This window comes from Myxococcus sp. AM011, assembly GCF_013372595.1.
GTDB classification, from domain to species: Bacteria; Myxococcota; Myxococcia; order Myxococcales; family Myxococcaceae; genus Myxococcus; species Myxococcus eversor.
Window position 1 is genome coordinate 1 of record NZ_JABXEM010000168.1, and the last position, 25,513, is coordinate 25,513.

The 25,513-nt window shown below is 68.4% G+C and carries 23 protein-coding genes and 1 pseudogene; 12 read left to right on the forward strand and 12 right to left on the reverse strand.

Features of this window, described 5'->3' with window-relative positions:
* Positions 1–112: 112 nt before the first annotated feature.
* From HUW62_RS29815 to HUW62_RS29840, 6 genes are all read left to right on the forward strand, one after another.
* A complete protein-coding gene (locus tag HUW62_RS29815; protein ID WP_176436334.1) occupies positions 113–298 on the forward strand; it encodes a hypothetical protein in 186 nt (61 codons plus the stop codon).
* A 142-nt stretch (positions 299–440) separates the two neighbouring features.
* The gene (locus HUW62_RS29820) at positions 441–1,322 is read left to right on the forward strand and encodes an AHH domain-containing protein (RefSeq protein ID WP_176436335.1); all 882 of its coding nucleotides are present in this window, start codon (positions 441–443) and stop codon (positions 1,320–1,322) included.
* Between the two features lie 20 nt (positions 1,323–1,342).
* A complete protein-coding gene (locus HUW62_RS29825; protein WP_176436336.1) occupies positions 1,343–1,927 on the forward strand; it encodes a DUF1629 domain-containing protein in 585 nt (194 codons plus the stop codon).
* 28 nt (positions 1,928–1,955) lie between these two features.
* Entirely contained in the window at positions 1,956–2,540 is a 585-nt protein-coding gene (locus tag HUW62_RS29830; RefSeq protein ID WP_176436337.1) for a DUF1629 domain-containing protein, read from the forward strand.
* Between the two features lie 6 nt (positions 2,541–2,546).
* Positions 2,547–2,894, forward strand: coding sequence for a hypothetical protein (locus HUW62_RS29835; RefSeq protein ID WP_176436338.1), 348 nt, complete (start codon positions 2,547–2,549; stop codon positions 2,892–2,894).
* A gap of 25 nt (positions 2,895–2,919) precedes the next feature.
* A complete protein-coding gene (locus tag HUW62_RS29840; RefSeq protein ID WP_176436339.1) occupies positions 2,920–3,504 on the forward strand; it encodes a DUF1629 domain-containing protein in 585 nt (194 codons plus the stop codon).
* A 15-nt stretch (positions 3,505–3,519) separates the two neighbouring features.
* Here HUW62_RS29840 and HUW62_RS29845 read toward each other — a convergent pair whose 3' ends face one another.
* Positions 3,520–4,626: a hypothetical protein gene (locus HUW62_RS29845; protein ID WP_176436340.1), complete on the reverse strand. Its 1,107-nt coding sequence runs from the start codon at positions 4,624–4,626 to the stop codon at positions 3,520–3,522.
* Positions 4,627–4,769: 143 nt separating this feature from the next.
* Here HUW62_RS29845 and HUW62_RS29850 point away from each other — a divergent pair, with 143 nt between their 5' ends.
* Positions 4,770–5,234, forward strand: coding sequence for a DUF4150 domain-containing protein (locus tag HUW62_RS29850; protein WP_176436341.1), 465 nt, complete (start codon positions 4,770–4,772; stop codon positions 5,232–5,234).
* Positions 5,231–6,538, forward strand: a complete 1,308-nt coding sequence (locus HUW62_RS29855; protein ID WP_163868661.1) for a hypothetical protein — start codon at positions 5,231–5,233, stop codon at positions 6,536–6,538. The genes HUW62_RS29850 and HUW62_RS29855 overlap by 4 nt, the downstream gene beginning before the upstream one ends.
* A gap of 178 nt (positions 6,539–6,716) precedes the next feature.
* Here HUW62_RS29855 and HUW62_RS29860 read toward each other — a convergent pair whose 3' ends face one another.
* From HUW62_RS29860 to HUW62_RS29870, 3 genes are all read right to left on the reverse strand, one after another.
* Positions 6,717–8,600: a PHB depolymerase family esterase gene (locus HUW62_RS29860; RefSeq protein ID WP_176436342.1), complete on the reverse strand. Its 1,884-nt coding sequence runs from the start codon at positions 8,598–8,600 to the stop codon at positions 6,717–6,719.
* A 292-nt stretch (positions 8,601–8,892) separates the two neighbouring features.
* Positions 8,893–9,858, reverse strand: a complete 966-nt coding sequence (gene gshB, locus HUW62_RS29865; protein WP_176436343.1) for a glutathione synthase — start codon at positions 9,856–9,858, stop codon at positions 8,893–8,895.
* Positions 9,859–9,936: 78 nt separating this feature from the next.
* Complete coding sequence (locus HUW62_RS29870; protein ID WP_275902404.1) at positions 9,937–11,640, reverse strand: serine/threonine-protein kinase; 1,704 nt, start codon at positions 11,638–11,640, stop codon at positions 9,937–9,939.
* A 388-nt stretch (positions 11,641–12,028) separates the two neighbouring features.
* Here HUW62_RS29870 and HUW62_RS29875 point away from each other — a divergent pair, with 388 nt between their 5' ends.
* Positions 12,029–12,850: a hypothetical protein gene (locus tag HUW62_RS29875; RefSeq protein WP_176436344.1), complete on the forward strand. Its 822-nt coding sequence runs from the start codon at positions 12,029–12,031 to the stop codon at positions 12,848–12,850.
* Between the two features lie 132 nt (positions 12,851–12,982).
* Entirely contained in the window at positions 12,983–13,870 is an 888-nt protein-coding gene (locus HUW62_RS29880; RefSeq protein ID WP_176436345.1) for a hypothetical protein, read from the forward strand.
* 13 nt (positions 13,871–13,883) lie between these two features.
* Here HUW62_RS29880 and HUW62_RS29885 read toward each other — a convergent pair whose 3' ends face one another.
* From HUW62_RS29885 to HUW62_RS29895, 3 genes are all read right to left on the reverse strand, one after another.
* Positions 13,884–14,180 (reverse strand): hypothetical protein, encoded by a 297-nt coding sequence (locus HUW62_RS29885; RefSeq protein ID WP_163868666.1) that lies wholly within the window; start codon positions 14,178–14,180, stop codon positions 13,884–13,886.
* A gap of 22 nt (positions 14,181–14,202) precedes the next feature.
* Positions 14,203–14,496 (reverse strand): hypothetical protein, encoded by a 294-nt coding sequence (locus HUW62_RS29890; RefSeq protein ID WP_163868667.1) that lies wholly within the window; start codon positions 14,494–14,496, stop codon positions 14,203–14,205.
* A gap of 282 nt (positions 14,497–14,778) precedes the next feature.
* Positions 14,779–15,687 (reverse strand): hypothetical protein, encoded by a 909-nt coding sequence (locus tag HUW62_RS29895; protein ID WP_163868668.1) that lies wholly within the window; start codon positions 15,685–15,687, stop codon positions 14,779–14,781.
* A 181-nt stretch (positions 15,688–15,868) separates the two neighbouring features.
* On the opposite strand from HUW62_RS29895, the gene HUW62_RS29900 reads away from it, so the two are divergent.
* Both HUW62_RS29900 and HUW62_RS29905 read left to right on the forward strand, forming a co-directional pair.
* Positions 15,869–18,058, forward strand: a complete 2,190-nt coding sequence (locus HUW62_RS29900) for a tenascin-X (RefSeq protein WP_176436346.1) — start codon at positions 15,869–15,871, stop codon at positions 18,056–18,058.
* A 126-nt stretch (positions 18,059–18,184) separates the two neighbouring features.
* Positions 18,185–18,643: a VOC family protein gene (locus HUW62_RS29905; RefSeq protein WP_163868670.1), complete on the forward strand. Its 459-nt coding sequence runs from the start codon at positions 18,185–18,187 to the stop codon at positions 18,641–18,643.
* Here the strand turns inward: HUW62_RS29905 and HUW62_RS29910 are convergent.
* From HUW62_RS29910 to HUW62_RS29930, 5 genes and pseudogenes are all read right to left on the reverse strand, one after another.
* Entirely contained in the window at positions 18,628–20,283 is a 1,656-nt protein-coding gene (locus HUW62_RS29910; RefSeq protein ID WP_176436347.1) for a DUF4166 domain-containing protein, read from the reverse strand. The genes HUW62_RS29905 and HUW62_RS29910 overlap by 16 nt on opposite strands.
* On the reverse strand, positions 20,280–21,431 hold the full coding sequence (locus HUW62_RS29915) for an SRPBCC family protein (RefSeq protein ID WP_176436348.1): 1,152 nt from the start codon (positions 21,429–21,431) through the stop codon (positions 20,280–20,282). The genes HUW62_RS29910 and HUW62_RS29915 overlap by 4 nt, the downstream gene beginning before the upstream one ends.
* A 556-nt stretch (positions 21,432–21,987) precedes the next feature.
* Positions 21,988–23,442, reverse strand: coding sequence for a tetratricopeptide repeat protein (locus HUW62_RS29920; RefSeq protein ID WP_163868673.1), 1,455 nt, complete (start codon positions 23,440–23,442; stop codon positions 21,988–21,990).
* 149 nt (positions 23,443–23,591) lie between these two features.
* A complete protein-coding gene (locus HUW62_RS29925) occupies positions 23,592–24,311 on the reverse strand; it encodes a head GIN domain-containing protein (RefSeq protein WP_163868674.1) in 720 nt (239 codons plus the stop codon).
* 90 nt (positions 24,312–24,401) lie between these two features.
* Positions 24,402–25,513: pseudogene (locus HUW62_RS29930) on the reverse strand (hypothetical protein); the annotation flags it as partial.

Here is a 25,513-nt window from a genome sequence, read left to right on the forward strand (position 1 = left end):
CGGGCCGCGACGCCGGCACCCTGACGGAAGACGGTCTTCTCCATGGACACGATGCGAGGAGTCTGGCTGGCGCTCGCGCTGGCCATGGCCGGCCTTCAGGCTGGCTGCGGCGATGGCCTGGGCGGCGAGCGTTCTCGGCCATCCGGCAGAGGTTGAGGAAGAACCCCTGGGGGTTGCCATCGACGAGCAGGGTGGCGACGGCGATGACGTGCAGGTCGAGGGTGATGCCGTCGAGCCGGGTGAGGAGACTGGGGCGGTCGGCACCGGGGTCGAACCGGCTCAGTTTTTCACCCAGTGAGTCAGCCGCGTCAGCGCGAAGGGAAATCAGGCGAGCCATGGGAGAAGTGCGGGTGAGCGTAGCCTGGAAACGAGCCTTCGGGCAGCATTGACGTCACGGGGTGGCGACCTTGCGCCAGCCTCGCTCCAGGGTGGGTGTGCGCATGAGCAACCTCAGTGCGAAAGAGATGAACACTGCGCTGTCGCAGCGCCTCTTGGCCATCTTCGAGCGAAGCCGGGACCGGAAGTACGCGGCGGCCAAGGAGGCCAAGGAGGCCAAGAAGAAGAAGCCGAAGCCGGCGGAGGAGTCCGCGGACGACGCCGACCATGTCGACAGCAACGCGCCGCCGCGTGGGGTTCTCGGCAAGGACAACTCGTATGCGCAGAATGGCTCGAACTACATCGGGTCGCTGGATGGGCGCGGCGTGTACCGCGTGTTCGACCATCCCCACCTGGATGAAATCCGGGACATGGTGCGCGAGACAGCGGAGTTCCCAGGAGGACCGCCGGAGAACTTCAATCCAGGGGCGAAGGACAAGGAGAAGAAGCCAGCGCTCCAGAAGTACCCGTACGCATGGGAGGCTCACCACATCCTCCCGGGCTCGGCGTTCTATTACGAGCTGAAGAGCGGGCCCGCCTTCACGTACAAGCAGCTCCGGTTGATTCTCCAGTCCGAGTACAACCTGAATCACGGCCACAACATCATCATGCTACCGGACCAGGCGTGGGCGGTGCCGGTCCACGCGCTCCTGCAACACCCGGGCGACCATCCCAATTACACGCAGCAGGTGATGCAGGACATGAAAGTCATCTCCAATAATCTACAGAAGGAGATTGATAAACAGAAAGACCACGGACTATTGGTCACGGATATATTCAACAAGTTGAGAGAATTGGAAGACGACTACTGGGACATCCTCGTCGACTTGAGCAGGGCTGTCGTCGCATCTGTCACGGCGGGCAAAGAGTACGCACATCCTCTTGTGAGATATGCCCCGAAAGACAAGAAAGCAATGAGCCGCTATGAATGGGGCTCTCTTTACTGAGCTAAGGAAAAGGATTCACGATGAAGTATTTCGTCTTCAAGGTCATGTCGGTCGAAGGAGGGTTCATTGATGAGTATCCCAAAGGGAGCCCTACTGACTGGAAGTTCGCTGAGGGCATCAGCCTCGCCAAGGAGTTTCCCATGGGTGGTGAGGTGTCCTTCTCTGATAACTATCCTGACCACCGGAACCTCTACGACTTCCAGCCCAATCTGATGAGCGACCTCCTGGTTTCAGGGCGAGCACGCAAACTCATCGAATCGCTGGGACTTACCAACGCCGAGTGGCTGCCAGTCATCGTCAAGGACCACGCGGGCAATGTCGTAGGTCCCGACTACGCCTTCCTCAATTTGCAGGGCGCCGAGCCCGCAATCGACATGGAACTCTCGGTCTACAGGATGGATTCTCTGGCGAAAGATCAGATCGGCCGCGTCAAGAAATTGGCCCTCAAATACGACGCCATCAATCCCCAGGCAAAGATGTTTCGCTGCACCATGCAACGCCGACTCACTCTCATTCGTGAGGACGTCCATACTGCCTTCGTCGAGGCGGGACTGACAGGCTTCAAAGTCTATACCGCCGAAGGCTGGAACGGTCTGAACCTTTGATTCTCCGAGGATCAAACCCATCACTTCCATGAACTACTTCATCTTCAAGGTCATGGCTGAAGAAGCAGGGTTCATCGAGAGCTATCCCCGCGGTAGCCCGACGGACTGGAAGTTCGACAGAGGCATCAGCCTCGCCAAGGAGTTCCCCACAGGCGGCGAGGTCTCCTTCTCCAAGAGCTATCCTGATGACCGGAACCTCTACGACTTCCAACCCAATCTGATGAGCACCCTCCTGGTTTCAGGACGGGCGCGCAAGCTCATCGAATCCCTGGAGGTCACCAACGCAGAGTGGCTTCCCGTCGTGGTCAAGGACCACAAAGGCAACGTCGTCGGTCCCGACTATGCCTTCCTCAACGTGCAAGGCGCCGAAGACGCCATCGACATGGAACGCTCCAAGTACAGGATGAATGACATCGACAAGGAGCAGATTGGTCGCGTCAAGGACCTTGTACTCAAGCATGACGCCATCAGTCCTCAGGCCAAAATGTTCCGCCGTACCATGGAGCGCCGCCTCATCATCATCCGTGAGGACGTCCATGCCGCCTTCGTCGAGGCGGGATTGACTGGTTTCAATGTCTACGACGCTGAAGGCTGGGATGGTCTGGAGGTCTGAGTCATCATGTTCGAAGCCAATTGCATCGAAGAACAACCCGCTGACATCGTCGCTCGGGTCCTCGAGGAACAGGTGCCGTGCTTCGTCACAGCGCGCGAGGGGGTCCGTGGGGTGCTGCTTCCCCTGGACGAGGTCTACACCGAGGTCCTGGAACTGCATTCACGCGTCATCGACGCGCGGATGAAGGACCTGGTCCGACCCGGCAAGGACATGGCCATGTACTGCATCCAGGTCAGCCTTTCGGACGAACACGACGCCATCCGCTTCAGTGATGAAGAAGGGGAACCCGTCCTCGCACTAGTGGGCGCCATGCGCTTCCTGCGCTGGATGGAAGAGTCCGAAGAGGAAGCATGAAGCGCATTCGAGCACAGGATTGCCCGTGAAATACTTCGTCTTCAAGGTCATGGCGGAAGAAGCGGGCTATATTGAAAAACATCCAAAAGGTAGCCCTACCGATTGGAAGTTCGATGAAGGAATCAGCCTCGCCAAGGATTTTCCCATGGGTGGCGAAGTCTCCTTCTCCAAGAACTACCCCGATGACCGGAACCTGTATGACTTCCAACCCAACCTCATGAGCAACCTGCTCGTCTCGGGACGGGCTCGCAAGGTCATCGAGTCGCTGGAAATCACCAATGCTGAGTGGCTGACCGTCGTAGTCAAGGACCACAAAGGCAACGTCGTCGGTCCCGACTATGCCTTTCTCAATCTGCTCGGTGCAGAGGACGCCATCGACATGGAGCGCTCGACCTACGAGATGGACTCCCTTGAGAAGGACCAGATTGGCCTCATTGAAGAGCTGGCCATCAAGGCAGCCTCCATCCGTCCCCAGGCCAAGATGTTCCGCTGCACGCTGGATCGCCGCCTCATCCTCATCCGTGAAGACGTCCTCGCCGCCTTCGAGCAGGCAGGACTCACCGGCTTCAAGGTCTACGAGGCCGAAGGCTGGAACGGCATGGAGCTCTGAGCCCCGCTGCCCCGACTACGTGCCCCGCTTGCGCCCCGCCGTCAGGTGGATGACCGCCCGCTCTCCCGCCTCCGCCGAGGAGAGCACCAGCACCACGGGCGCCGGCGCATAGCCCCGCTCCAGTGCCCGAAACGTCAGCGCCGTCGCCACGGCCCCAGACGCCACTCCCGTGTGCCCGAAGCTCTTCGCCGGCATCCACACCGCGCCTCGCTCGAAGCGGGCATCCGTGTCCCTCAGGCGCACCTGGAGCATCCCCCACTCGAACGCCCTCGCGTACTGGCCATCATGGTCCGACACGAGCAACGGCGCGGACGCCTCCGCCCCCATCGGTCCCAGCGCCGCGAGCACCTGCCGCGTCAGCTCCTGTCCATCCGGCGGCTGATCCCCATCCAGCGGCGACACATCACGCCCCTGCGCCACTCGCACCACCGCCAGGCTCGGCTCCACCGGCGCCTCACGCACCAGCAACAGCGCCACCGCGGCCTCTCCCGCCATCAACCCCGTGGCCATCCCCGGCGTCTTGAGCCGCTCCCGCTGATGCAGCAACGTCAGCGTCTCCGGCGACACGAAGCTGTCCACCGCGCACACCAGCGCGCGCTCCACCTTAGAACCTCGCAGGTCCTCTCCCGCCACCGCCAACGCCTGCGCGAAGGCCACGTTCCCCGCGTGGAACGCCTTCACCTGTCCCCTCCACGCCGGCAGGCCCAACGCCTGCCACGTCCCCTTCACCAGCCGGTCCACCAGCAACGCGATGCGCTCCGACACCTCGTCCGGGTCCTCCTCGAACGGGTCCTTCTGGGTCGTGAAGCCCCGCGCCTCCGGGTCCGGCAACACCAGGTAGAGCCCCACGTGCGGCCCCAGCGCTCGCAGGTCCTCCCGCGCGCCCAGGTCCACCAGCGCCTCCGCCAGGAGCGCAATCAGGCGCCCCACGCCGGAGAAACCCAGGGTGGCATCTCCCGCCGCGTGCACCGTGACGGGGCTCGGCTCCTCGTCGCCCTTCAGGAAGACCTCGAAGTCGGGCGCCGCCGACGGCCAGGCCGTCCCTGCTCGAAACGCCGCCGAGGCGGGCCAGAGCCCCCCCAACGACGACGACATCCCCATCACCTGGACCCATCCCACCATGCGCGCCTCGGCCTCCATCGCCTGAAAACAGAGTCTTCCACGAGGCGTCACCCCGAACCACCACCCCCGCTCGTGCCAGCGCCCCGGGAGCGATACACTTGTCTCACGGCACTCGAGGCCCGGCCTCGTCAGGAGTCACCCCCATGAGCGCGACCGTCGGTGTCAACAAGCTGTCCGTCGTCCACAAGGATACCGGCGGGAACACCATCGCCTTCCCGGACGTGTGCAAGACGCCCAGCCCCGCCGGCCCCATCCCCATCCCGTACCCCAACATCGCCATGTCCTCCGACACCGCGAAGGGCACGAAGAAGGTCTCCGTGGACGGCAAGCCCGTCTGCGTCGAGGACTCCAACTTCAGCACCAGCAGCGGTGACGAGGCGGGCACCGCCGGCGGCGGCGTCGCCTCCAGCAAGACCAAGGGCAAGGCCGAGTTCGTCAACTACTCCTTCGACGTGAAGTTCGAAGGCAAGAGCGTGGCTCGGACCTTCGACCTCATGCTCCACAACGACAAGAACACCCCGCCCGCGCCGCTGCTCCAGGGGCCCGTCATCGCGCTCGGCCAGGACGAGATGAAGGCCAAGTGCCTGGTCTGCGAAAAGGAGCTGTGACCATTCGCCGGCCCACCGTTCGCTGGGAGCTGCTGGAGCATCACCTCGAAGAGGCCGAGTTCCTCTGGACTCAATGGGAACAGGCCCTCTGGAGTCCGGAGCTCACCCTCCCGGAAGTCTCGCAGGGTGACGAGGGACGGCTGCTCGCCCATCTGGATGCGCTCGTCCTGGGAGGTCCTCCCGCGGCCCAACGCTTCCTGATGCCCGCACTCGCCTCCGAGGAGCCCGCTCGCATCGCCGTGGCCACCTGGGTGCTGCTCGCTTCCGAGGACACGAGCGGGCACGAGGCCGTCTTCAAGTGCCTCGAAGCCACTCCCGAGGAGGCGGGCCCCGGCATTCTCCGCGCGCTGGAGCTGCTCGCGCGTGATGACCTCCACGCGGCCTTCCTGAAGCGACTGCCGGGACTTCCACCCGAGGTCCAGGCGGGAATCATCCGAGCGAGACGACTCCAGCGGCTCGCCTTGCCCGACACGTTGAACGGGGACGACGCCCTTCAGGCCGAGGTCCTCCGCGCCCTGCCGTTCGTGCCTCGGACAGCCCTGGGCGACACCCAGGTGAAGCGCGCGCTGGGCCACGACAGCGCCGTCCTGCGTGACGCCGCGCTGGAGGTGGGCATGATGTTCGGCTCACGTGACGCGTGGATGCTCGCTCGTGAGCGGGCCCTGTCCCAGGAGCCCTCTCCGCGCACGGTGCTGCTCTCGCTGGCCGTGGCGGGTGACTCGAAGGACTTCGCGGACCTGGTGGGTCGGCTCGCGGATGAAGACGTCCGCGAGGAGGTCATCTGGGCGCTGGGCTTCAGCGGCAAGCTCGCCGCCGCGGAGGCACTGCTTCCCCTGCTTCATGATGAAGACCACGGGCTGCTCGCCGCGTCGTCCTTCGCCGCCATCACCGGCCTGCCGCTCGCGCCTCCCTTCATCCTGGAGGAGCTCTCCGAGGAGGACTCCGCCGAGGAGGAAGAGGAAGCTCCCGCGCCGGAGGACTTCCGCGAGATGCTGCCCGGGCCTCGAGTGCTGCCCGGGCGCGTGGATGCCCACGCCGTGGAGCACTGGTGGGCGGGGCGACGCGCGAGCCTGACGCAGACGGAGCGCTACCTGCGCGGCGTGCGCCTCACCGCCGAGGGACTGGCCACGGCGCTGGAGACAGAGCCGATGCGACGCAGACCCGCGCTCGCCTGGGAGGTCGCCCTGCGCAGCGGCGGCGCGCTGTTCATCGAGCCCCGGCTGTGGAGCCAGTCACAGCGACAGCAGGCACGGACCGTGGTGGCACAGCTCACGCGCGGTTGGAACCGCCCGCAGAGCCGTTGAGCCCTCCACGCCACGCGCCCATCGGGGACTCGCGCAAGACACAGCTCGACGGGCCGCCGCGCCACACGTGTCCGAACCCACCGTGAACACAGACGCGCATCACTGACTCACGCGGAACACCGGGAGCCACGGCGGAAGAGGGGACAGTGGCAACACCCACCGTCCCCTCCGCTTCACGCTACTGCGTGTACCCGACGGTGAGCACCGCGTTCGTCGAGTCCTTCACGAACAGGTACTGCATCCCCGTCTGCTCCAAGCTGAAGCGCAGCCGGAGCTGCGTCCTGCCCGTCTTGTTGATGGAGGACAGGCCCGCGTCGCTGAAGTCCCCCGAGGCCTTCGCCCCGCTCGCGAACTTGTCGATGCTCGCCACCGCGCTGGCACCGGCCGCCGCCGCCCAGTCCGCCACTTCCGTGGACGCCGCGTTGAACGTGCCCGCCTTCACGTCGATGACCACCGTGTTCCCCGACGGCGTCGACCACGGGTCTCCCGAGCCCGACGAGTAGTTCACCGTGAGGTACGCCCGCGTCACCGTCGCCCCATCCGGCAGGCTCGACGTGTCGAACGAGAGGAAGGAGCGGTTGAACTTCCCATCCGTCCCGCGCCCCAGCGCCAGGTTCGTCAGCGTCCCCAGCGCCACGCCGCTGCCGTCCGCGTTCGCCTTCAGATATCCATCCTCCGCCGCGATGCTGGCGAAAGTCGCCGTCGTGGACGTCGGCGTCCCCGTGTTGTTCACCGTGACGCTCGTATCGTTGTCCGTCGCCTGGTTGCCCGCGGCGTCATACGCCCGAGCCCCCAGCGTGTGCGCGCCGTTGCCCACGCCCTGGCTGTTCCAGGTGAACTCGTAAGGCGCCGCCGAATCTGTCGCCACCGGGCTGCCGTCCACCAGCAGCTCCACCCGCGCGACACCCACCGCGTCCGACGCGCTCACCACCACCGTCACCGCGCCGCTCACCGTCGTCCCGCTCGCAGGAGACGTCACGTTCACCGCGGGCGGCGTGGTGTCACCGCTCGGCTCGCCACCGCCGCCTCCGACGATGCCGAAGAACTTCGCCTGGTGGTACACGGCGCAGATGTTCATGTCCGTCACGAACCCGCCCACCGAGCCACACGCCGTGGTGCTCCCGGGGAAGTTGTACTGCGCGTCGAACGCCACCGCGTGACCCATGCCGGTGATTTCCCACGTCTCGACGAGGGCCCGGCCCGCGCCATCGCGGTAGACCTTGTGCGGGAAGCCCGACACCGTCTCCGTCGTGTCAGGCGTCTGGTCGATGCCGTGCACGTTGGTCCACTGCTCCATCGCCTCGGTGCCGTTCATCGGCCGGACGGTGAAGTCGCTCGTCCCGTACCAGATGGACACCGGCGGACGCGGCCCCGTGTAGCCGGAGTAGCCACTGCGCGCCAGGTCACCCCACGCCGCGGGCGTCTTGTCCGCGCCCGGGCTCATGCACGAGAACGCCGCGTTCATCGACGTGGCGCACTTGTACGGCCCGCCCGCGTTGATGGCTCCCGCGGAGAAGACATCCGGATACGTGGCGAGCAGCGCCGGAGCCATGTACCCACCGGCCGAGAAGCCGACGACGTACACCCGCGACGCATCGATGGAGTACGCCGCCTTCATCGCGTCCACCATCTGCTTGATGGACAGCGCCTCGCCCGAGCCGCGCGCGATGTCACCCGGCTCGAACCAGTTGAAGCAACTGGTGGCGTTGTTGCCACTCGATTGCTGCGGATACACCACGTAGAACTTGTAGACGTTGGCCGCCGCCGTCCAACCACTCGCCTCCATGCCCGTCGCGTTCTGCGTGCAGCCGTGGAGCACCACCACCAGCGGCGCGTTCGCCGGTACGCCCGTCGGCACGTGGCGATACATCGCCAGGTTGCCCGGGTTGCTGCCAAAGCCCGTGACCTGCGTCAGCCCCTGCTCGGACTCTGCTAGCTCCGGCTCGGACCGCGCGGAGGGCTCCGCGTCGAGCCCACCACAGCCCAACACTCCCGCGAACAACCACGCGGCGAGGGTGAATCGAGAACACGTCGAAGTGAAGCGAGGACGCTGCGAGGACATGGTGCCTCCCGGGCCGCCATGGGGGGAAAGGACGGCCACGGGCCGCAACGTGACTCCCCCGCACTCCCCGGGTTCAAGGCGCGCCGCGTCGCCTCGACGGTGAAATCTGAACCAGGATTCATTTTATGCACCGCGTCGAATTTCCATGAAACATGAACCATTCTTCAGTTCACGCTTCACTCGGGAATCCGGTACCGGACACGGCACTGCCCGAAACGCCGAGCCAACGTCCTCCGTTTGGCGCGAAACAACCGACCTTGGCGGAAGGTGACTCGGCGCTGCCCTGCGTCCGTCAGGCCGAGGGACGCTCGGCGGCGAGCCGCTCGGCCACGTCCAGCACGCGGGCCTCCACGCACACGCCATCCAGGTGGTTCGCCTCCACCAGACCCGTGGGGCTCGTTACGTTCACCTCGGTGAGGTAGTCGCCGAGCACGTCGATGCCCACGAGCAACAGGCCCCGCTTGCGCAGCTCGGGCTTGAGCCGCTCGCAGATTTCCAGGTCGCGCGCCGTGAGCACCGCCTTGTGGGGCGTGCCACCGGCGGCCATGTTCCCCCGGTGGTCATCGCCGGACGGCACGCGCAGCACGCCGCCCACCGGCTCTCCATCCACCAGGAGGATGCGCTTGTCGCCCAGGCGGCTCTCCGGGATGTACGCCTGCGCGACGACGGCCTCGCGGCCTCCCTGGGTGAGCAGCTCCACGGCCGAGCGCGCGTTCCGGTCTCCCTTGGACAGGAAGAGGATGCCCTTGCCGCCGAAGCCGTCGATGGGCTTGAGGATGGTGCCCTGCTCGTTGCGGGCGATGAAGTCCAGCAGCACCGGCAGCTCGCGGGTGATGCGGGTGTCCGGCATCAGGTCCGGGTAGCGCAGGGCGAAGAGCTTCTCGTTCGCGTCGCGGATGCCCGCCGGGTCGTTGATGTAGACGGGCTTGCGGCCCTGACACAGCTCCACCAATTGCGTGGCGTGGAGGAACTCCGCGTCGACGGGCGGGTCCTTGCGCAGGAAGAGCACGTCCAGCTCCGACAACGGCCGCGCCGCCTCGTCGAGCACGTCGAAGTGCCGCCCCGGCTCCCGGCGCACCGTGACGTGGCGCATGCGCGCCTCCGCGCAGCGGCCGTTGAAGCGCAGCCACCCCTGCTCGAAGTAGAGCACCCGATGGCCGCGCTGCTGCGCCTCCAGCATCAGCGCGAAGGTGGAGTCATGGTCCACTCGCACTGTCTCGAGCGGGTCCATCAGGAAGCCAATGGTGAGCGCGGCCATAGTCTCGTCGCAGGGGGTTGAAGGGGGCGCGACGATAACAGGACCGCGCGTCACATCCCCAGCACCACCGCGACGCGGTCAACCCTCGGGATACCCATCCAGTCGGAAGGCGGTGGTCTCGCCGGCTTTGATTTCAACCTGGAGGGGGTATTTCTTCTGCCGGGGGCCGATGATGCTCAAGGTGTGGGTGCCCGCCGGCACCACCATGCCCAGAATGGGCGTCGTCCCCAGCTTCCGCTTCCCCAGGAACACGGGCGCGCGCTGGCTGCCCACGATGAGGGTCAGCTTGCCTGTCTGCCGCGAGGGCTTCGTGGCGACAGCCTGCTCCGGCTTCGCGCCCGCGTCTTCGTCCGCCGGAGGCTTGCCCTTCTCCGGCTTCTTCGTCGACGTCGCGTCCGCCAGCGTGCCCGCATCCGGCTCCTGGTAGATGGGCAGCCCCGGGTCGAACCGCTTCAGCTCCTGGGTCGGCGTCTGCTCCACGACGGGCGTCATCGTCTCGTCCAGCGCGCTGCTCAAGCGCACGGCGCCATAGGCGCCTCCCCCGAGGATGGCGAGCAGCACCAGGCCCCACAGGACGTTCGAGCTCCGGCGCTGTCCCGACGTGAGGTCCGTATCCGCCGGAGGCTGACCCGTGGCGGACTTCACCGTGGACACCTTGCGGGAGGCCTTCTTGAGCTCCTTGGCGTCCGGCACCGACGAGTTGCCCGTCTTCGGCGTGGCCTGGTTCTCGCGCACCGGCAGGTACGGCCCGTCATCCCCCCGCAGGGCGCGCTTGGCGGCCTCCAGCATCAGGCTGTTGGCGGTGCCGTCCGCGCTCTCCAGCAGCGCGCGCGTGGCCGCCATCCGCTCCGTGAACAGCTCCTTCATCAGCGAGCCGCGGTGGTCCGCGTCCTGAATCAGCGAGCCCGCCGCGGCTTCAATCGCCCGCGCCATGTCCCGGCCGTTGGCGAAGCGCTTCTCGCGGCTGCGCTCCAAGGACTGCATCACCACCTTGGAGATCTGCTCGGACACGTGCGGCGTGACGTGCGAGGGCCAGGGGATGGGCGCCTCGAGAATCTTCATCATCTCATCGCGCTCGGTGTGTCCCGCGAACAGGCGCGCGCCGGTGAGCATCTCGTGCATCATCACGCCCACCGAGAACAGGTCGCTGCGGCCATCCAGCTTGTCGCCGCGCACCTGCTCTGGAGACATGTATCCGGTGGTGCCCTTCACCGTGCCCGCGTGGGTGCGCTCCAGGCTGCCCTTCGCCTTGGCGATGCCGAAGTCGAGCAGCTTCACCATGCCGTCGTACGTCACCATGATGTTCTTCTGGGCGACGTCGCGGTGGATGACGGGGCTGGGCTCGCCCGAGGGCGCGGTGAAGGTGTGCGCGTAGTACAGCGCCATGCAGACGTCGCGCGCCACCGACAGCGTGAAGCCCAGCGGCACCGGCTGCCTGGCGCGCAGGCACGCGCTCGTTATCTGGTTCAGGTTCTGCCCGGCGATGAACTCCATCGCCAGGTAGAGGCCGTCCTCCTCCTGCCCCAGGTCGAACACCTGCGCGATGTTGGGGTGGTTGAAGGCCGCGGTGATTCGCGCCTCGTCCAAGAACATCCGCTCGAACTGCTCGTTGTCCCGAGCGTCCGGCAGGATGCGTTTGACGACCACGTATTTACGGAAGCCACCCGGACCCGAGGTGAAGCCGAGAAACAGCTCGGCCATGCCACCCACGGACAACTGTGTGACGACCTCGTACTTCCCGATGCGCTCGCCGCGATAAAAATCGATGGGTGCAACCTCCACGACAGCGCCCCGACACCGGAGCAGCACCACGACGGAGGATAACAGGCTTGTAGGGCGCGGACGTGTGGTGAGTATCCACCGTCACGCCCGGTCGCCCCTCATCCACGGGAGACCTGTGGATGGCCTGTGGATAGCGGGGGTGAGGTTGTGGAGAAACGGTGGCGTGGATCAGCCCCTGTGGAAGGCCGGGGGAAACCGTCAGTTTACCCACATGTAGCAGCGGACGAATTCGTCAGTTATCCCGCGAGCTTGCTGACTTATCCCCAAATCCGAGCCCTCTACTGCTTCCACCATTTGATCAATACCTACATTAAGCTTTTAAAGAAGCAGCAGGCCGCTGGGGACAACGCCTGTGGACGGGTGCAACACGGTTGTAGACTGATGAGCCGTGCGCGCGTTGACCTTCATGTTCTGGCTGTTCGCCACCCAGGCCTGGGGCGCGGAGCCGCCGCTGGTGCGCGCCGAGCAACAGTTCGACGCCCTGGAGTTCGATGCCGCCGCCACGTCCTTCCTGGAGGCCCTGGAGGGCCCTGGGACGCGAGTGGAGCGCCTTCAGGCATGGCGGGGGCTGGCACTGGCTCGCGCCTTCATGGGGCAGCGCCAGGAGGCCCAGGAGGCATTCGAGGTTCTTCTCCTCCTGGAGCCCTCGGCGCAGGTGAAGGACTCGCTGGGGCCCAAGGTCCAGGTGCCGTTCCGCGCGGCACGGGCCGCCATGGAGGGCCAGCGGGCCACACTCACCGTGACGCGGCTGCCGGATGGCCGGGTGTCGGCGGTGTTGGCGCAGCCCCGGAAGGTGGCCACGGAGGTGATGGTGGCGGTGCGCCTGCCGGGCGCGGCGGGGTTCTCCGCGGCGGTGGGCTCGCCGTCGGGGCCCGTGTCCGTGAAGGCGCCTCCCGCGCGCGCCGTGGAGGCCTACGCGGTGGCACGGGACGCCGGGGGCCTGGTTCTCTTCGAGCAGGGCAGCCCACGCGCGCCGCTGCGGCTGGAGGCCACCGAGGTCCTGCCGGCGGCGGTGGCCTCGGCGCGTGACGCGGCGACGTTCCCCATCTCGGAGACGGCGGTGGAAGAGGCACCTCGCCGCGCCCTCTGGCCCTATGTCGTGGGCGGGGTGGGCCTGGCGGCGGCGGCAGGAGTGGTGCTGGGCGTCGTGCTGACGCGGCCGGAGTCGCTGGCGCTGCCGGCGGCGGACCGCACGGAGCGGCTGCCATGAGCATCCGGATGCCGCTGAGAGCTGTCTACATGAGCGCCCGGATGCCGCTGACGGGGCTACTGCCATGAGCACCCGGATGCCGCTGAGGGCTGTCTACATGAGCGCTCGGATGCCGCTGACGGGGCTGCTGCCATGAAGGCCCTGATGCCACTCAAGGGGCTGTTGCTGGTGGCGCTCGTGGCGCTGGCTGGCTGCGACAAGAGCACCGCGCTGGTGCCGCCCGACCTGTGCCAGGGCGTGGTGTGCCCGGACGCTCAGGCGTGCGTGGAGGGCAGGTGTCTCGCCACCACGTGCCAGGGCGTGGCCTGTGGCTCCGGACGCGTGTGCGAGCTGGGCGCGTGCGTGGAGCCCTCGTGCCTCGGGACGGCATGCGCCGACGGCGAGGTGTGCCGCGGAGGCACGTGCCGTCGCGTGGGCTGCGATGCGAACACGGCGTGTTTTCCCACCGAGCGCTGCATCGGCTCGGAGTGCGTGAGGGATGGCTGCCTGGGCGTCGCCTGTCCCCAGGGCACGGTGTGCCGCTCCGGCGGACAGTGCCGGGGCGTGTTGTGCACGGCGGACTTCTCCTGCGCATCCGACGAGCGCTGCGGCGCGGACGGCCGCTGTGTGTCGAACGCGGGCTGCTCGGCGGTGAGCTGCCCCGCGCAGCAGGTGTGTCGCGAGGGCGCGTGCCAGGCGCTGTCCTGCAACACCGTGGCGCAGTGTGGCCCGGGCGAGGTGTGCCGCGCCGGTGCGTGCCTGTCCGCCACGGAGGCGTGCGCGGCCGTGAGCCCATGTGCCTCTGGCCAGGTGTGCCGCGCGGGCACGTGTCAGTCGGTGGCGTGTGGCGTGGGCAGGCCGTGTCAGGGCCTGGAGGGCTGCCGCTCGGGCGCGTGCGAGGGCCCCGTGCGCGCCGAGTCTGGAAGCCTGGCGCCAGCGGCGGCGGTACTTCCCATCGGGCCCGGTTCCGTGGGCCTGGGCGTGGGAGGGCCTCCGGCGAGCGGACCCACCCACACGCTGCATCCGGGGGCCACGCCGTAGGGAGCGGGGCGGCTCAGGAGTGGACTTCGCGCAGACGCTCGAGGAGCCGGGGCAGGTGGGCGAGCAGCTCGCGGTCCGTGTGCTCCAGCGCGTTGCGCAGCACCTCCAGGTCCTCCGCGTCGCGCTCCGCGTTCACCATGCGCTGCAGTCCGCGCAGGCGCTGGTTGCGCAGGACGAGCCGGGCCAGGGTGTCCTCGAGCTCCTCCGCGAGCGCGTCATCCAGCTCCAGGTCGCGGCTGATGAGCTCACGCAACTGCTCCACCAGGTAGGTGAGGTCCCAGGATTCTTCGTAGCCGGCCCGTCGAGACATCTTCGTTCACGTATCGCCGGGCTCAGCCCAGCGCTCGAGCGCGCGTGAGCCCCGCCAGGGTCAGCCGCGAGCGGGATGGGTCCATCTCCACGGTGACGTGGCAGCCATCCAGGTCCAGGTTCAACGCATATGGCTCCGACATGGGCAGCAGGAGGCTTCGTTCCTGGTGTGCCAGCGAGGCCATGCGAAACAGCTCCGAGAGCAGGGCCTGCCGCACATCCTGAGGCAGGCCATCCACGCTGCCTTGCAGCCCGCGTGGGATGAGCACGGTGAAGGCCTGGGAGGATTGCGAGCCCGTGTCCGAGACGGAGGTCATGCCGTCCCCGACTGCTAGAACCGTACCCTTCTGTGATCCAACTATTCCGCGCGGTTGCAGTGGGTCAGAGACGACCATCTGAAAAAATCACAGGGTTTCGAGTTCCGCTGGCTGAAGTGTCTGCGGGGAAGCGGGCCGTTGGTGGGCTCGCCCGCCTCCATTCCCCGAGGGGACGAGCATTCCGTTCGATGTTCAGCTCTCCGGTGAGGCTGCGACCTCCTGGCGATGGACGAAGTCACGAGTGTCAGCGTGGGTGACGCATCCGACGCGGTGTCCCGGTGCTCACGGAATGCGGCAGCAGATGGCGTAGGCGGTGGGAGCGCTGGTGCTGTCGGCGTGGCTGCGGCAGCGGTAGCCGGGCACGCCCGGGGTCTGCGTGGCGCCGCTCTCCAAGGTGACGCCCGTGGGGTTGAAGGCGACGCCAGTGGGCGCTTCCTCGAGTCCGCTGCAACCGCCGCCCATCAGCGTCTCGCCCGTCGCGCACCAGGCGATGGCGGCGCGGGTGTCCGTCGAATCGTTACCGGTGGCACTCTTGTAACCGCATGACAGCGCGGGCCTGGCGTGCGTGTGGTCGGAGCGCGCGGCGACTCGGGCCGAGCCGTTGGTGCCGCCCGCCGTCGGGAAGCTGACGCGCACGGCCAGGGGCGTACCGGTGGCGATGAGGCCGTCTCCATACGTGGGCGCGGGCGCGTCCAGCTTCGTCTTGTCCGCGGCGGACATGAAGCCCGCCGTCGTCGCGGTGGCGTTGGCGTGGGTGTGGCTCACGGGCGCGAAGGTGTTGGCGGCGCGGCCCTCCAGACGGATGCTGTCACTGGAGCGCAACGCGAAGGGCACCGAGGCCATGCGGAAGCGCGGCGTCAGCTCCGACTGGCTGGCGAGCGCGACGCCCAGGTGCATCTCCGAGCGCCGCACCAGGTCGTCCCCCAGCGCCACCGAGGAGCCCAGCACCACCGCGTAGTAGCCATTCGTCACCGGCACGGCCAGGTGGTTCTCCTGCCACAGCGGGGCGCCTCCCACGGGTGAGGCGTAGAGGGTGAAGGTGAGGTCCTGCGGAGAGCTCTCCGGGGTGCCGTCCGCGCGCACCAGGCGCCCCTGGAAGGTCATCGTGCGCGGCACGTCCTGCGCGAAGGCGGGAAGGGCCCACGGCGCGAGCAGGGCCAGGACGAGCACGAGGGTGGGACGCGAGGACATGGGGGACTCCCGATGGAGGACGGACGCGAGGGAGTCTACAGGCGCGAGCGTTCAGCAGCCGAAACGGGCGCGTTCCCCGGGGCCCGTGGGAGGGCGGGTGGCCGACAGCGCCGTCAGGCGGACCCCTCGCATCCTCCGGGCCTCGGGACTATACGCGGGGGCAGGAGCACGGGAGGCACCCATGGCACGCGCGACGAGAGCAGGCGGGGTGGGGTGGGCATTCATCCTGTGGGCGACGGTGCTCGGTACCTGTCTGACGGCATGTCGCGAGCCCCCTCCCCTCGTCGGCGCGGAGGGCCGGCTCCGGCTGTCGCTGTCCCGGCTGGACTTCCCCCCCGCGTATCCCGGCGGGGTGCGCGAGGCGGAGGTGCGGGTGCTCAACGCGGGGCGTGCTCCGCTGGACGTCACCTGGACCTCGGTGGAAGCGCCCTTCTCGCTGGTGGACGCGCTGCCCGCGCGCGTGGGGGCGAGCGAGGTGCCGGTGCGGCTGCGCTTCAGCCCCCAGGCCCAGGGCACGTACGAGGCCCGGCTCATCGGCACCGCGTCGGACGGAGGTCGCGCGGAGCTGGTGCTCGCGGGCGAGGCCCGGCCGACGCCGGAGTGCCAGGCGGTGGTGTGCGCCAGCGCGGTGTTCGACCCCGTGTCCGAGCGCTGCGTGGAGACGCGGCTGCCGGACGGCACCGGGTGTGACCCGGGCAATGCATGCCTCTCCATGGCCACGTGTCAGCAAGGCCGGTGCAGGGGCCTGGAGCGGCCGTGTGACGACGCCAACGCCTGCACCACGGACGTGTGCCACGCGCTGGATGGGTGTCGCGCGGTGCCCGCGCCGCCGTGTCCCGGAGCGGGGGCATGCCAGGTGGGCACGTGTGATTCGAAGCTCGGTTGCGGCCTGGCCGATGCGCCGGACGGCACCTTCTGTGGCACGGAGCGCGGCTGTGACGCCGCCGACGTGTGCGTGGAAGGCGCGTGCGCGCGGCGCAACCTGCCGGACGGCTTCGTCTGCGCGGCGGCCAGTCCGTGTCAGGCGGAGGGCCGTTGCCGGGGGCCCGTGTGCGAGCGCCCCGCCGCGGTGTCGCTGGAGCCGGACTGGATTCTCGACGCGGCCGTGCGGGGGGTGAATCTGCATGACCTGCTGGTGGGGCCCGAAGGAGACGTGACGCTGGCGGGCTTCTACGCGTCCGCGCTGCTCGACGCCGCGGCCCCGGTGCCCATGCTGAGCGGCGACGCGGCCCGGCGCTGCATGCTGTGGAATGACCGGCTCCTGTGCATGGACCTGCCGGAGGACGGCACGGTGTCGCTGGTGGAGCGCTACACGGGCGCGCCCCGGTGGACCTTCAACTTGTCGCGAGCACGGCCAGACATCGCGCAGCGCACGACCAGCCTCTTCCTCGCGCGGCTGGCGGTGATGGCTCCGGACCGGCTGGCGGCCCTGTTCGAGGCCTACCCCGCGGGGCTGAACCGCGAGACGTTGTGTCGCATGTACTTCCTGGTGGTGCTGGACGCGTACGGACAGATGGTGTCCGCCCAGGAGCTGAGCGACCCGCTGCTGTCCGAGTGCAACCACCCGCACCCCTTCGGTGTCGTCTCCGATGCGCTGGGGGACTTGTATGTCTCCTTCTCGCAGACGGTGAACGTGGGGGCGCCACTCCAGGCGGGCGCGCCCTCGCTGATGATGGCCTTCTCGTCCGACGGGGTGCCGCGCTGGCGCAAGTCACAGTCGCACCGCGCCGGAGAGCTGGCGGTGGTGGACGGGCTGCTGTTCCAGGAGCGCGCGGCGCAGGCGCTGCTCACGGCGGATGGCTCGGTGGCGGCGAGCATTCCCCAGCAGTTCGGCCGCCTGGTGGCGACTCGGGGGCGACTGGTGCCCAGCGCACCGGGCACCACCGTGAATCCGAACGACGGCGGCTCGCTGCCCATGGCCACGCAGCTGAAGGGCTTCGAGCTGCCCTCGCTGAACCCCGTGTGGACGTATTCGGTGCGCTCGGGGCAGCAGCTCACGACGAAGGAGCTGCGGCTCGCGTCCTGGCCGGATGCGCCGGGCCTGCCACCCCGGACGCTGGTGCTCACGACGGCCACCAACGGCAACAACGACCAACTGCTGGTGGGCGTGGGCATGTCGGACGGCGCCGAGGCCTTCCAGTGCCGGCTCGACTACTCGGCCCTGACGACTCCGCAGTTGATGGAGCTGGCACCCGGGGCCCTGGTGCTGATGGACGGGGCCAACACCTGTGGCGAGTGTGACCCACCTTTTGCCTACAGCCAGGCCCGCTTCCAGCGCTTCCCCATGCCGGGCCTGCTGCCCGCGAAGGAGCCCTGGCCGGGGACTTTTGGCGGCCCGGGCCATGACCACCACGAGGGGGCCGACCACTGACGTCAGAGGGGGCGGGCCCGAAATCCGAAGAAAATAAAAAGGGCATGTCGAGGAACCGGAAGTGGCTTCGACGTAGGGCAAAAGGTCGGCACCCTCCTGGTGTCGCCCCCTACCGAGGATGCCCCCATGAAGAAGATCACCCCGTTCCTGATGTTCAACAACCAGGCGGAAGAGGCGGCGAAGCTCTACACGTCGGTGTTCAAGAACTCGAAGATGGTCTCGGTGAACCGGGGCCCGGACGGCGCGGCCACGTCCGTCACCTTCGAGCTGGAAGGTGAGACCTTCCTGTCGTTCAACGGCGGTCCCTACTTCAAGTTCTCCGAGGGGATTTCGCTCTTCGTCGACTGCGAGACGCAGGCCGAGGTGGACGCGCTGTGGGAGCAACTCGCCGCCGGTGGAGGAAAGCACAAGCCGTGCGGCTGGGTGGAGGACCGCTTCGGCGTGTCCTGGCAGATCATCCCCCGGACGCTGATGCAGTTGATGGGGGACAAGGACCCGGCGAAGGCCGGGCGGGTGGTGCAGGCGATGCTCAAGATGCAGAAAATCGACATCGCCGCCCTGGAGCGCGCCTACGCGGGCAACTGAGGTTCTCTCGTCCCGGGAGGCACGGCGTCGCCCTGGCGCCAGGCCTCGTAGTGGATGCGGGCCAGGGGGGCTCGTCGCGACGCCGGCCCCTCGACGCCGAAGGTCCCGATGATGTCCACGCGCTCTGTCGCGTCCGACGCGGGGTGGATGCGGAACTCCACGCCGCGCCCGAACGGCGGCAGCACCAGGCCGCGCCAGCGCAGCGTCTGGCCGCGCAAGCGGATGCCGCCGTCCTCCAGGACCGACACGTCCAGCTCCAGGTCCAGGCCGTGCTCGACGAAGACCTCGTGGAGTCGGCCGTCGCGCAGGACGAAGTCGGAGTCGAATCGTCGCAGCACGCCGTCGCAGTACAGCTCCCGGACGAAGTGCATGGAGCCATCCGCGCGGCGGAAGGTGAGGAAGCGTCCGGGGAAGGCACGTGTCCCGTGCTCGGAGAGGCCCTGGCCGGACAGTCGGGTGGCGACCCAGGCGAACAGCCGCGCCGTGCACGAGGAGAAGGTGACAGAGGCGCGCGCGCTCCACGCGCCCGGGTTGGCATAGAAGCGGATGACGCGCGGGTCCACGCGGCCCAGGTCCGGACCCAGCACCGCCGCGAGCAGGGGCCAGACATCCGAGGGCCGCGCGCGCTGGCCTCGATGCACCGCCTTCACGCCGCGACGGTAGACACTGGCCGCCGTCCACGCGGTGACGAAGCTCGCGAGCAGCAACCACGCCGTGCGCCGCTCGTCGACCAGGCCCGGGACATGGCGCCAGCGGGGCAGGCACAGCGCGCGCAGGGTGGAGAAGGCGTAGTGGCGCAGCAGGCTCCAGCTCGCGCTCACCATGCGCGACAGGGACAGCGCCAGTCCGTGGGCAATCGCCGTCTCACCCGAGACGGCCCCCGCGAGGGCGGGCTGGTCGAAGAGGCGCGCGCCGAGCGTCATCTCCACGTGCTGCACCAGCAGACGCCACAGGGGCTCGTGTCCGTGGGCGCGGGCTTCTTCGAGGAAGGCCGCCTCATGGCCCACGTCCCGAGCCCGGGCCACGTCCCGCATGTGGGCTTCAATCCAGCGCTCGTCACGGACCTCCAGCGGGAGGTGCTCCTCGCAGGCGCGCGCATAGGACGCCCACTCTGGAGTCCGGGGCAGGCCTCGCTCATCCACGGGCATGACGGCCGCGCCCAATCGCGCGAAGGGTTCCGACACTCCCCAGAAGCGACCGAGTGTCACCGCGCTCGCCGCCAGCACATGCACCCGAGCCATGCGGCACGGATGCGAGCGATAGAAGTCCGAGAGCAGACCCAGCGAGAGTCGGCAGGCCCGGTGTCGGAGCGCGAAGTTCCGCAGCGCTCCGAGCGACGCATGGGGCAGGGCCGTCCGCGCTTCATCGAGCTCCTCCGGATGGAGCCGTGCCTGCGCGTGCACCTGGAGCAGGGCCTCCAATTGAGAGTCCCCGGGGTGGAGCTCTCCGGAATGAAGCAGGGCCTCCAGTTGCGCATCCGCGAGCAGGGAAGCTTCCGAACGGAGCAAGGCCTCCAGTCGTGCATCTCCGAGTGGGAGCGCCGTCGTCGAGTTCATCTGGGACACGGTGCTCTCCACGTGCGTGCCGAATCGAGTCCGACGCTGATGACCGGGATGAACCGCCACGGCCCTGTCGCTCATGACGACACCTCCACAAGTTCTCCACAGGGTTTTGACGTGGGGGACGAACGCGCCGCGCCCGGTGCCGGCGACCTGCCAAGCAGTCGCGCGACGACGAACAATCCAAAGCGCCAGCGAGAGCGGCCTCGTGCCGGAGCATGTTCATCCCCCGCACACCACTGCCGCAGCGTCTCGAAGCCCCACTCCGTGCCCAGCCTCATCACCGGACGGAACAGCAGCGCGTCGAGCACCTCCCCCACCACGCCGTACCGCGCGCGGTAGTCGAACACCGTCTTGAAGAACGTCCCCTCGGGCCTGCGCTCGTAGAGCCACACGCCACGGCCGCGGAGGATGAGACTCCGCCAGTCCTCCGAGCCGAACTCGAACGTCGAGCGCACGTGCGGCGTGTTCGCCAGGTAGCGACCCCACCCGATGATTTCGAGCCCGAAGCCCAGGTGCGTCCGGTAGTCCATCAGGTGGAACCCTCGCTCATCGGCCTCCGGCAGGTAGCGGATGGACGTGAAGCGCACGTCCCACGCCGTGTGCAGCTCCGGCTCTTGCGTGCGCTCCCACACCATCTCGACGGGCGCGGGGATGAGCACCTCCACGACAATCCTTTGGAGTAAAGGTTGTCGCGATGGAGTGGCCACTGGCCGCCGACGGAAGGCGAGCCACCGCGCCAGGTCCTTCACGAAGACGACCAGCGCCGTCACCCCCATCACCGTCATCAGCGTGCGCAGCGCCACCGGTACATCGGGCGGGTCCACGCGCAGGCCCGTGGGCAGGAACCAATCTCTCCATACCGCCTGGAAGGTGGCCATGAGGTACAGCCCCACCAGCACGCTCAGCACCACGTGCATGAAGTACTCACCCCGGGGGACACCGCCCTGGAACGCCCGGCTGTCGCGCTCCTCCCAGACGTCGCCAAGCGCGACGAAGATGTCCGCGGCGTACAGCACCACGAGCAACCCGAGCGCCCACCCCTGGAAGCGCACGTGCGACACCCAGAGGAATTGGAGCGCGTAGATGAGGTGACGCGCGGTGTGCCAGAGCACCTCGCGCTGACACTCGGGACGCTCATGGAGCCGGCCGCGCCAGAGGTGGAAGTAGAGGACGTCGAAGGTCCCCAAGAGGCCGATGGCGAGCAACAGGTAGAAGGCGACGTGCATGATGCACGGGCCTCAGTGCAACGCCACGGCCAGCGCCTCCCAGCGATGCAAGCCTTTGAAGCGCCAGGGATTCAGCGGATTTGACGCAAGTCCCCGTCAACGCCGTGGACAGCCCTGACAACCCGCGTTGACGCCTGCTCCTGCTCCACGAGTGCGTCAGGCGCGGGCCAAAGCCAGCCCGGGCGCGCTGTCAATCGTTCCTGCTCGAATTTTTCCGGAAAGATTTCCAGGGCCGGCGGTGAATGCGACCCTCGGAAACCCGGCCTGACACGGCACACCCGGTGGCACTTACCCTGCGGGTGGACATGCACCGCGTACCCGATATTCTTCGGCCATCGTTGCGTTGAAAGACGTAGACGTGTTCCACATTGCCCACGCGAGGCCTGTCCGGGATGCACCCCCTTGGTCCCGGCGCTTGAGTGGAAGGAGTGCGGTTGCCCGGACGACCTTGGAGGTCCGGCGTGCGGCGGCTCCGTTGCATCGTGGGGGGCCCGCTCGGGCCCCGGGGGGAAGCGCGTTCCCTGGGGCCCGAGTCACCTCGTCACCTGCCCGCTGACTACGGCCCCACCCGGGCCGCCGTGCCCGTGGGCGCCGCCGCCGCGAAGGACCGCAGGTAACCCAGCTCGTCCTGGGTGCTTTCTTCCATCAGTTCTTCTGTCAGCGAGTTCAGCGGCCAGCGCTCCATCGCCGTCTGCTGGAACTGGCCGATGGTCTGCTCCAGCGCCTGGATTTGATTCAGCGTCAGCGTCCGGCCCGCCTCGTCCCCCATGTCCGTGTTGCCGCCGCGCACCAACTGCAGGCCCGTCATCCGCTCCACCACGGTGGTCTGCTTCACCATGCTCGCGCCGATGTCCCGGGTGATGCGGCCCAGGCGTTTGCGGCCCTCCTCGGAGAGCGAGCCTCGCGTCGCCACGTTGCGGGTGCGCAGAATCCACGTCCCACGCTCGTTGATACCCCGCAGGGCCACCGCCATCGACAGCGCGCTGGCATCCGGCACGCCTGCTTCCTTCAGGAGCTGGCGAGTCGCCACGTAGCCCTCCCGAAAAGACGTCTCCCGCCAGGCGGGCAGCGCCGCCACGCGCTCCAGCGCGTCGATTTCCGCGGCGGTCAGCTCGGTGCCGGACTCCGTGTCACCCAGCAACAGGAGCAACTGGAGCTGCATCGCGTTCGGGTGCGCCTTGGCCAGCGCCTCCAGCTTCTCGCGGAACGTCTTGCGCGCCCGCTCGTGCTCGGACTCCGGCAGGGACTCGCCCCGCAGCGCGTCCCGCACGGCCAGGTAGAGGTCCGGGTTCTCCAGCCGGGGCACCTGCGCCAGCAGGAACAGGGCCTTGTCCGCGTCCAGCCTGCGCGTGGAGAGCGCCAGCCGCAGCTTGACGTCGTCCGAGGTGGCCTTCTCCCACGCGCCCTTCTCCCAGTCCGCCAGCGTGGGGTCCGGAGGCAGGGGCGTGGCGCCCGGCAACAGCTCGCTCTTGCGGAAGTCGGGGCGGCCCAGCTTCACCCATGCCTGGCGGAAGCCCTGCTGCCAGGAGACACCCGGCGCGCGTCGCAGCTCGCGCAGCGTCTCCAACAGCTTCACCTCCCTGCTCCCCGGCGCCGCGGCCGTGAGCTGCGCCAGCACCGTGGTGACTTCCGCGTCGTTGCCTTCCTCGAGCGCCAGACACGCGTGCACCAGCAGGGCGGGCGCGTGCTGGGGGGCCAGCATCAGCGCCTCACCGAGCGACTCGCGGGCCTTCTTCAAATCCCCCGTGGCGGCGGCGCGCGCGGCGCGGTCCGTGTGGCGCAGCACTTCCATGGGGGCGGCGGGCTTCGCGGCGCGCGGCGCTTTCGAGGGCTCGTCGCGGTGGGCGTGTTCCCCGGCTTCGTGCCCGTCATGGCTCGTCGCGCGGCCCGCCCGGAAGAGGAGGGTGCCGCCGGCGGCGAGGGCCACCACCAGCCCCACGCCACTCCACAGCGCTGCCTTGTTGCGTCCCGATGCGCCCTGCGAGGGAGGAGGAGGAATCGGGACCGTCATGTTGTGGCTTCTCCGGCGGTGGGGGGAGCCGCATTCCAATCGCCCCCGCTCACCGGAGCAAGGTCGCCCGAACCGACAAAGGTAGTGTCACTCCCTACCCAGGGGGGCTCCCTCTCCGTCCGGGACGTCCCGGACACGTCACGCCGGGCTCAGTCCTTGAGGTAGACGACGCGGGTACCGCCGCGCGCCTTCACCTCGGTGCGGGGCGGGCGGGAGACGCACTGGACGGTGGTGCCGCCCGTGGCGTCCACGGACAGGCGCTCCGAGGGGTCCGCCTCCACGCGCACTCCGCCGCTGGCCTCCACGTCGAGGGACTTCACGCCCTTGAGCTCCATGGCCTTGACGACGGCGCCGCCGCTGGCCTCCACGTTCAGCTCCCGGGCGCGGCCTTCCAGATTCACCACGGCGCCGCCGCTGGCCTCGACCTCGACCTTGTCCGTGTCCATTCCGCGCACGGTGAGGGCCGCGCCGCCGCTGGCCTCGGCGGAGAACTCGTCCGAGGCGGCGACCTCCGCCTCGACGTGACTGCCGCCGCTGGCCTCCACGCCCTCCAACTGGGGGCTGGAGACGTACAGGCGGACCTTGCCGCCGGAGAAGTTGTTGCCGAAGACGCCCTGGCGCTCGACTTCGGTGGTGAGCTGTCCGTCCTTCACCACGAGTCGCAGGCGGGAGAGCAGCTCCGCGGGGCCCTCGACGCGGACGGACTTGGGGCCGACCTTCACCTTGGCCTTGATGCCGTGGCCCACCGCCAGGCTCTCGAAGTCATCGACCTCGCGCGTCTCGGTCTTCTGCGCGTGAGAGTCCTCCGCGAAAGACACCCCCGCGAACATCAGCAGGGGGACGAGCAGGGACATCCGGGCGGTCTTCATGGCGCGCTCCCAAGGCAGGGGGCCTGGAAGAGGCCCCGTCATGGCGGGCTACGCACGGCGCTCCGAGCGATTGCCGCCCCTCGGGACAAACTACTGCCGGGACAGCATCTCCAGCGGAACTCGCACGGCGGTGATGTCGCCGGGCTTGATGTCGACCGACAGCTTGAGTGCCTTGCCGTCGCCGTCCACCAGCTTCAGCGTGTGCTTGCCCGAAGGCAGGCTCACCTTGAAGAGCGGGGTGTCACCCAGCGACTGGCTCCCCAGATACACCTTGGCGTAGGGCTCCGTGACGAGGGTGAGGAAGCCCGGCTCTCCCGTGGGGGCCGCTGTGCTGTCCTCGCTCGAATCGGGCGTGACGCGCCGGCTGGTCCGGGTCGACTCCTTGGAGGAGCGCTTGACGGTGGTGCGCGCCGTCTTGCGCACCGGCTTTTCCTCCTCGTCGATGGACGGGGTCGGCTCCGGCTCCGGCAGGGCATCCACCGTGTCGACCACCACCGGCGTCTCCGGAGCCTGGGGCGGGACGTTGTTCTCCACGACGACGGGGGGAGTGCCGGTGCCCGTCCCCGTGTCGTCGGCGGGAGGCGCCTTGGCCTGCTCCGACGGAGGAGGGGTGCGCTGCTTCGGGGGCGCAATCGGGGTGGGCTGCGCCACCTCCGGGTCCTTCTTGTCGAGCCCCAGCATGGGCGCGGCCCAGGCGGACACGACGCCTCCATCGAGTCCCAGTCCGACTGCTCCGGCGCCCACCGCGAAGAGGACGAGCACCGCGGCGAGGACCTTGAGCCAGCCCTGGGACTTGGAGCGCACGACGGGGACGCCCCGCAGGGTGTGGACGTGGGAGTCCTCGTCGTCGTCGTGGTGCTCGGGAGGACGACGGTTCTCCTGGAAGCCCCGGGAAGGCTTGGTGGTGACTTCGCCGTCGGGGAAGCCTCGGGAAGGCCTGGCGGTGGTGTCGCCGTCGGGGAAGCCTCCTCGGGAGGGCCTGGCGGTGGTGTCGCCGTCGGGGAAGCCTCCTCGAGAGGGCCTGGCGGTGGTGTCGCTGTCGGAGAAGGCGGCGGGGAGCTGAGGCTGCGGCCTGCGTCGGGCCGGTGCGCCGCGACGGGAGGGGGCACCCGCGTGGCTTCCGGGCTCCGCGGAGAGCGTGGGCACGCGGACCATGGCCGTCTCCTCGTTGCGAGGGGGCGGCTGCGGGGCGGCTGTCACGG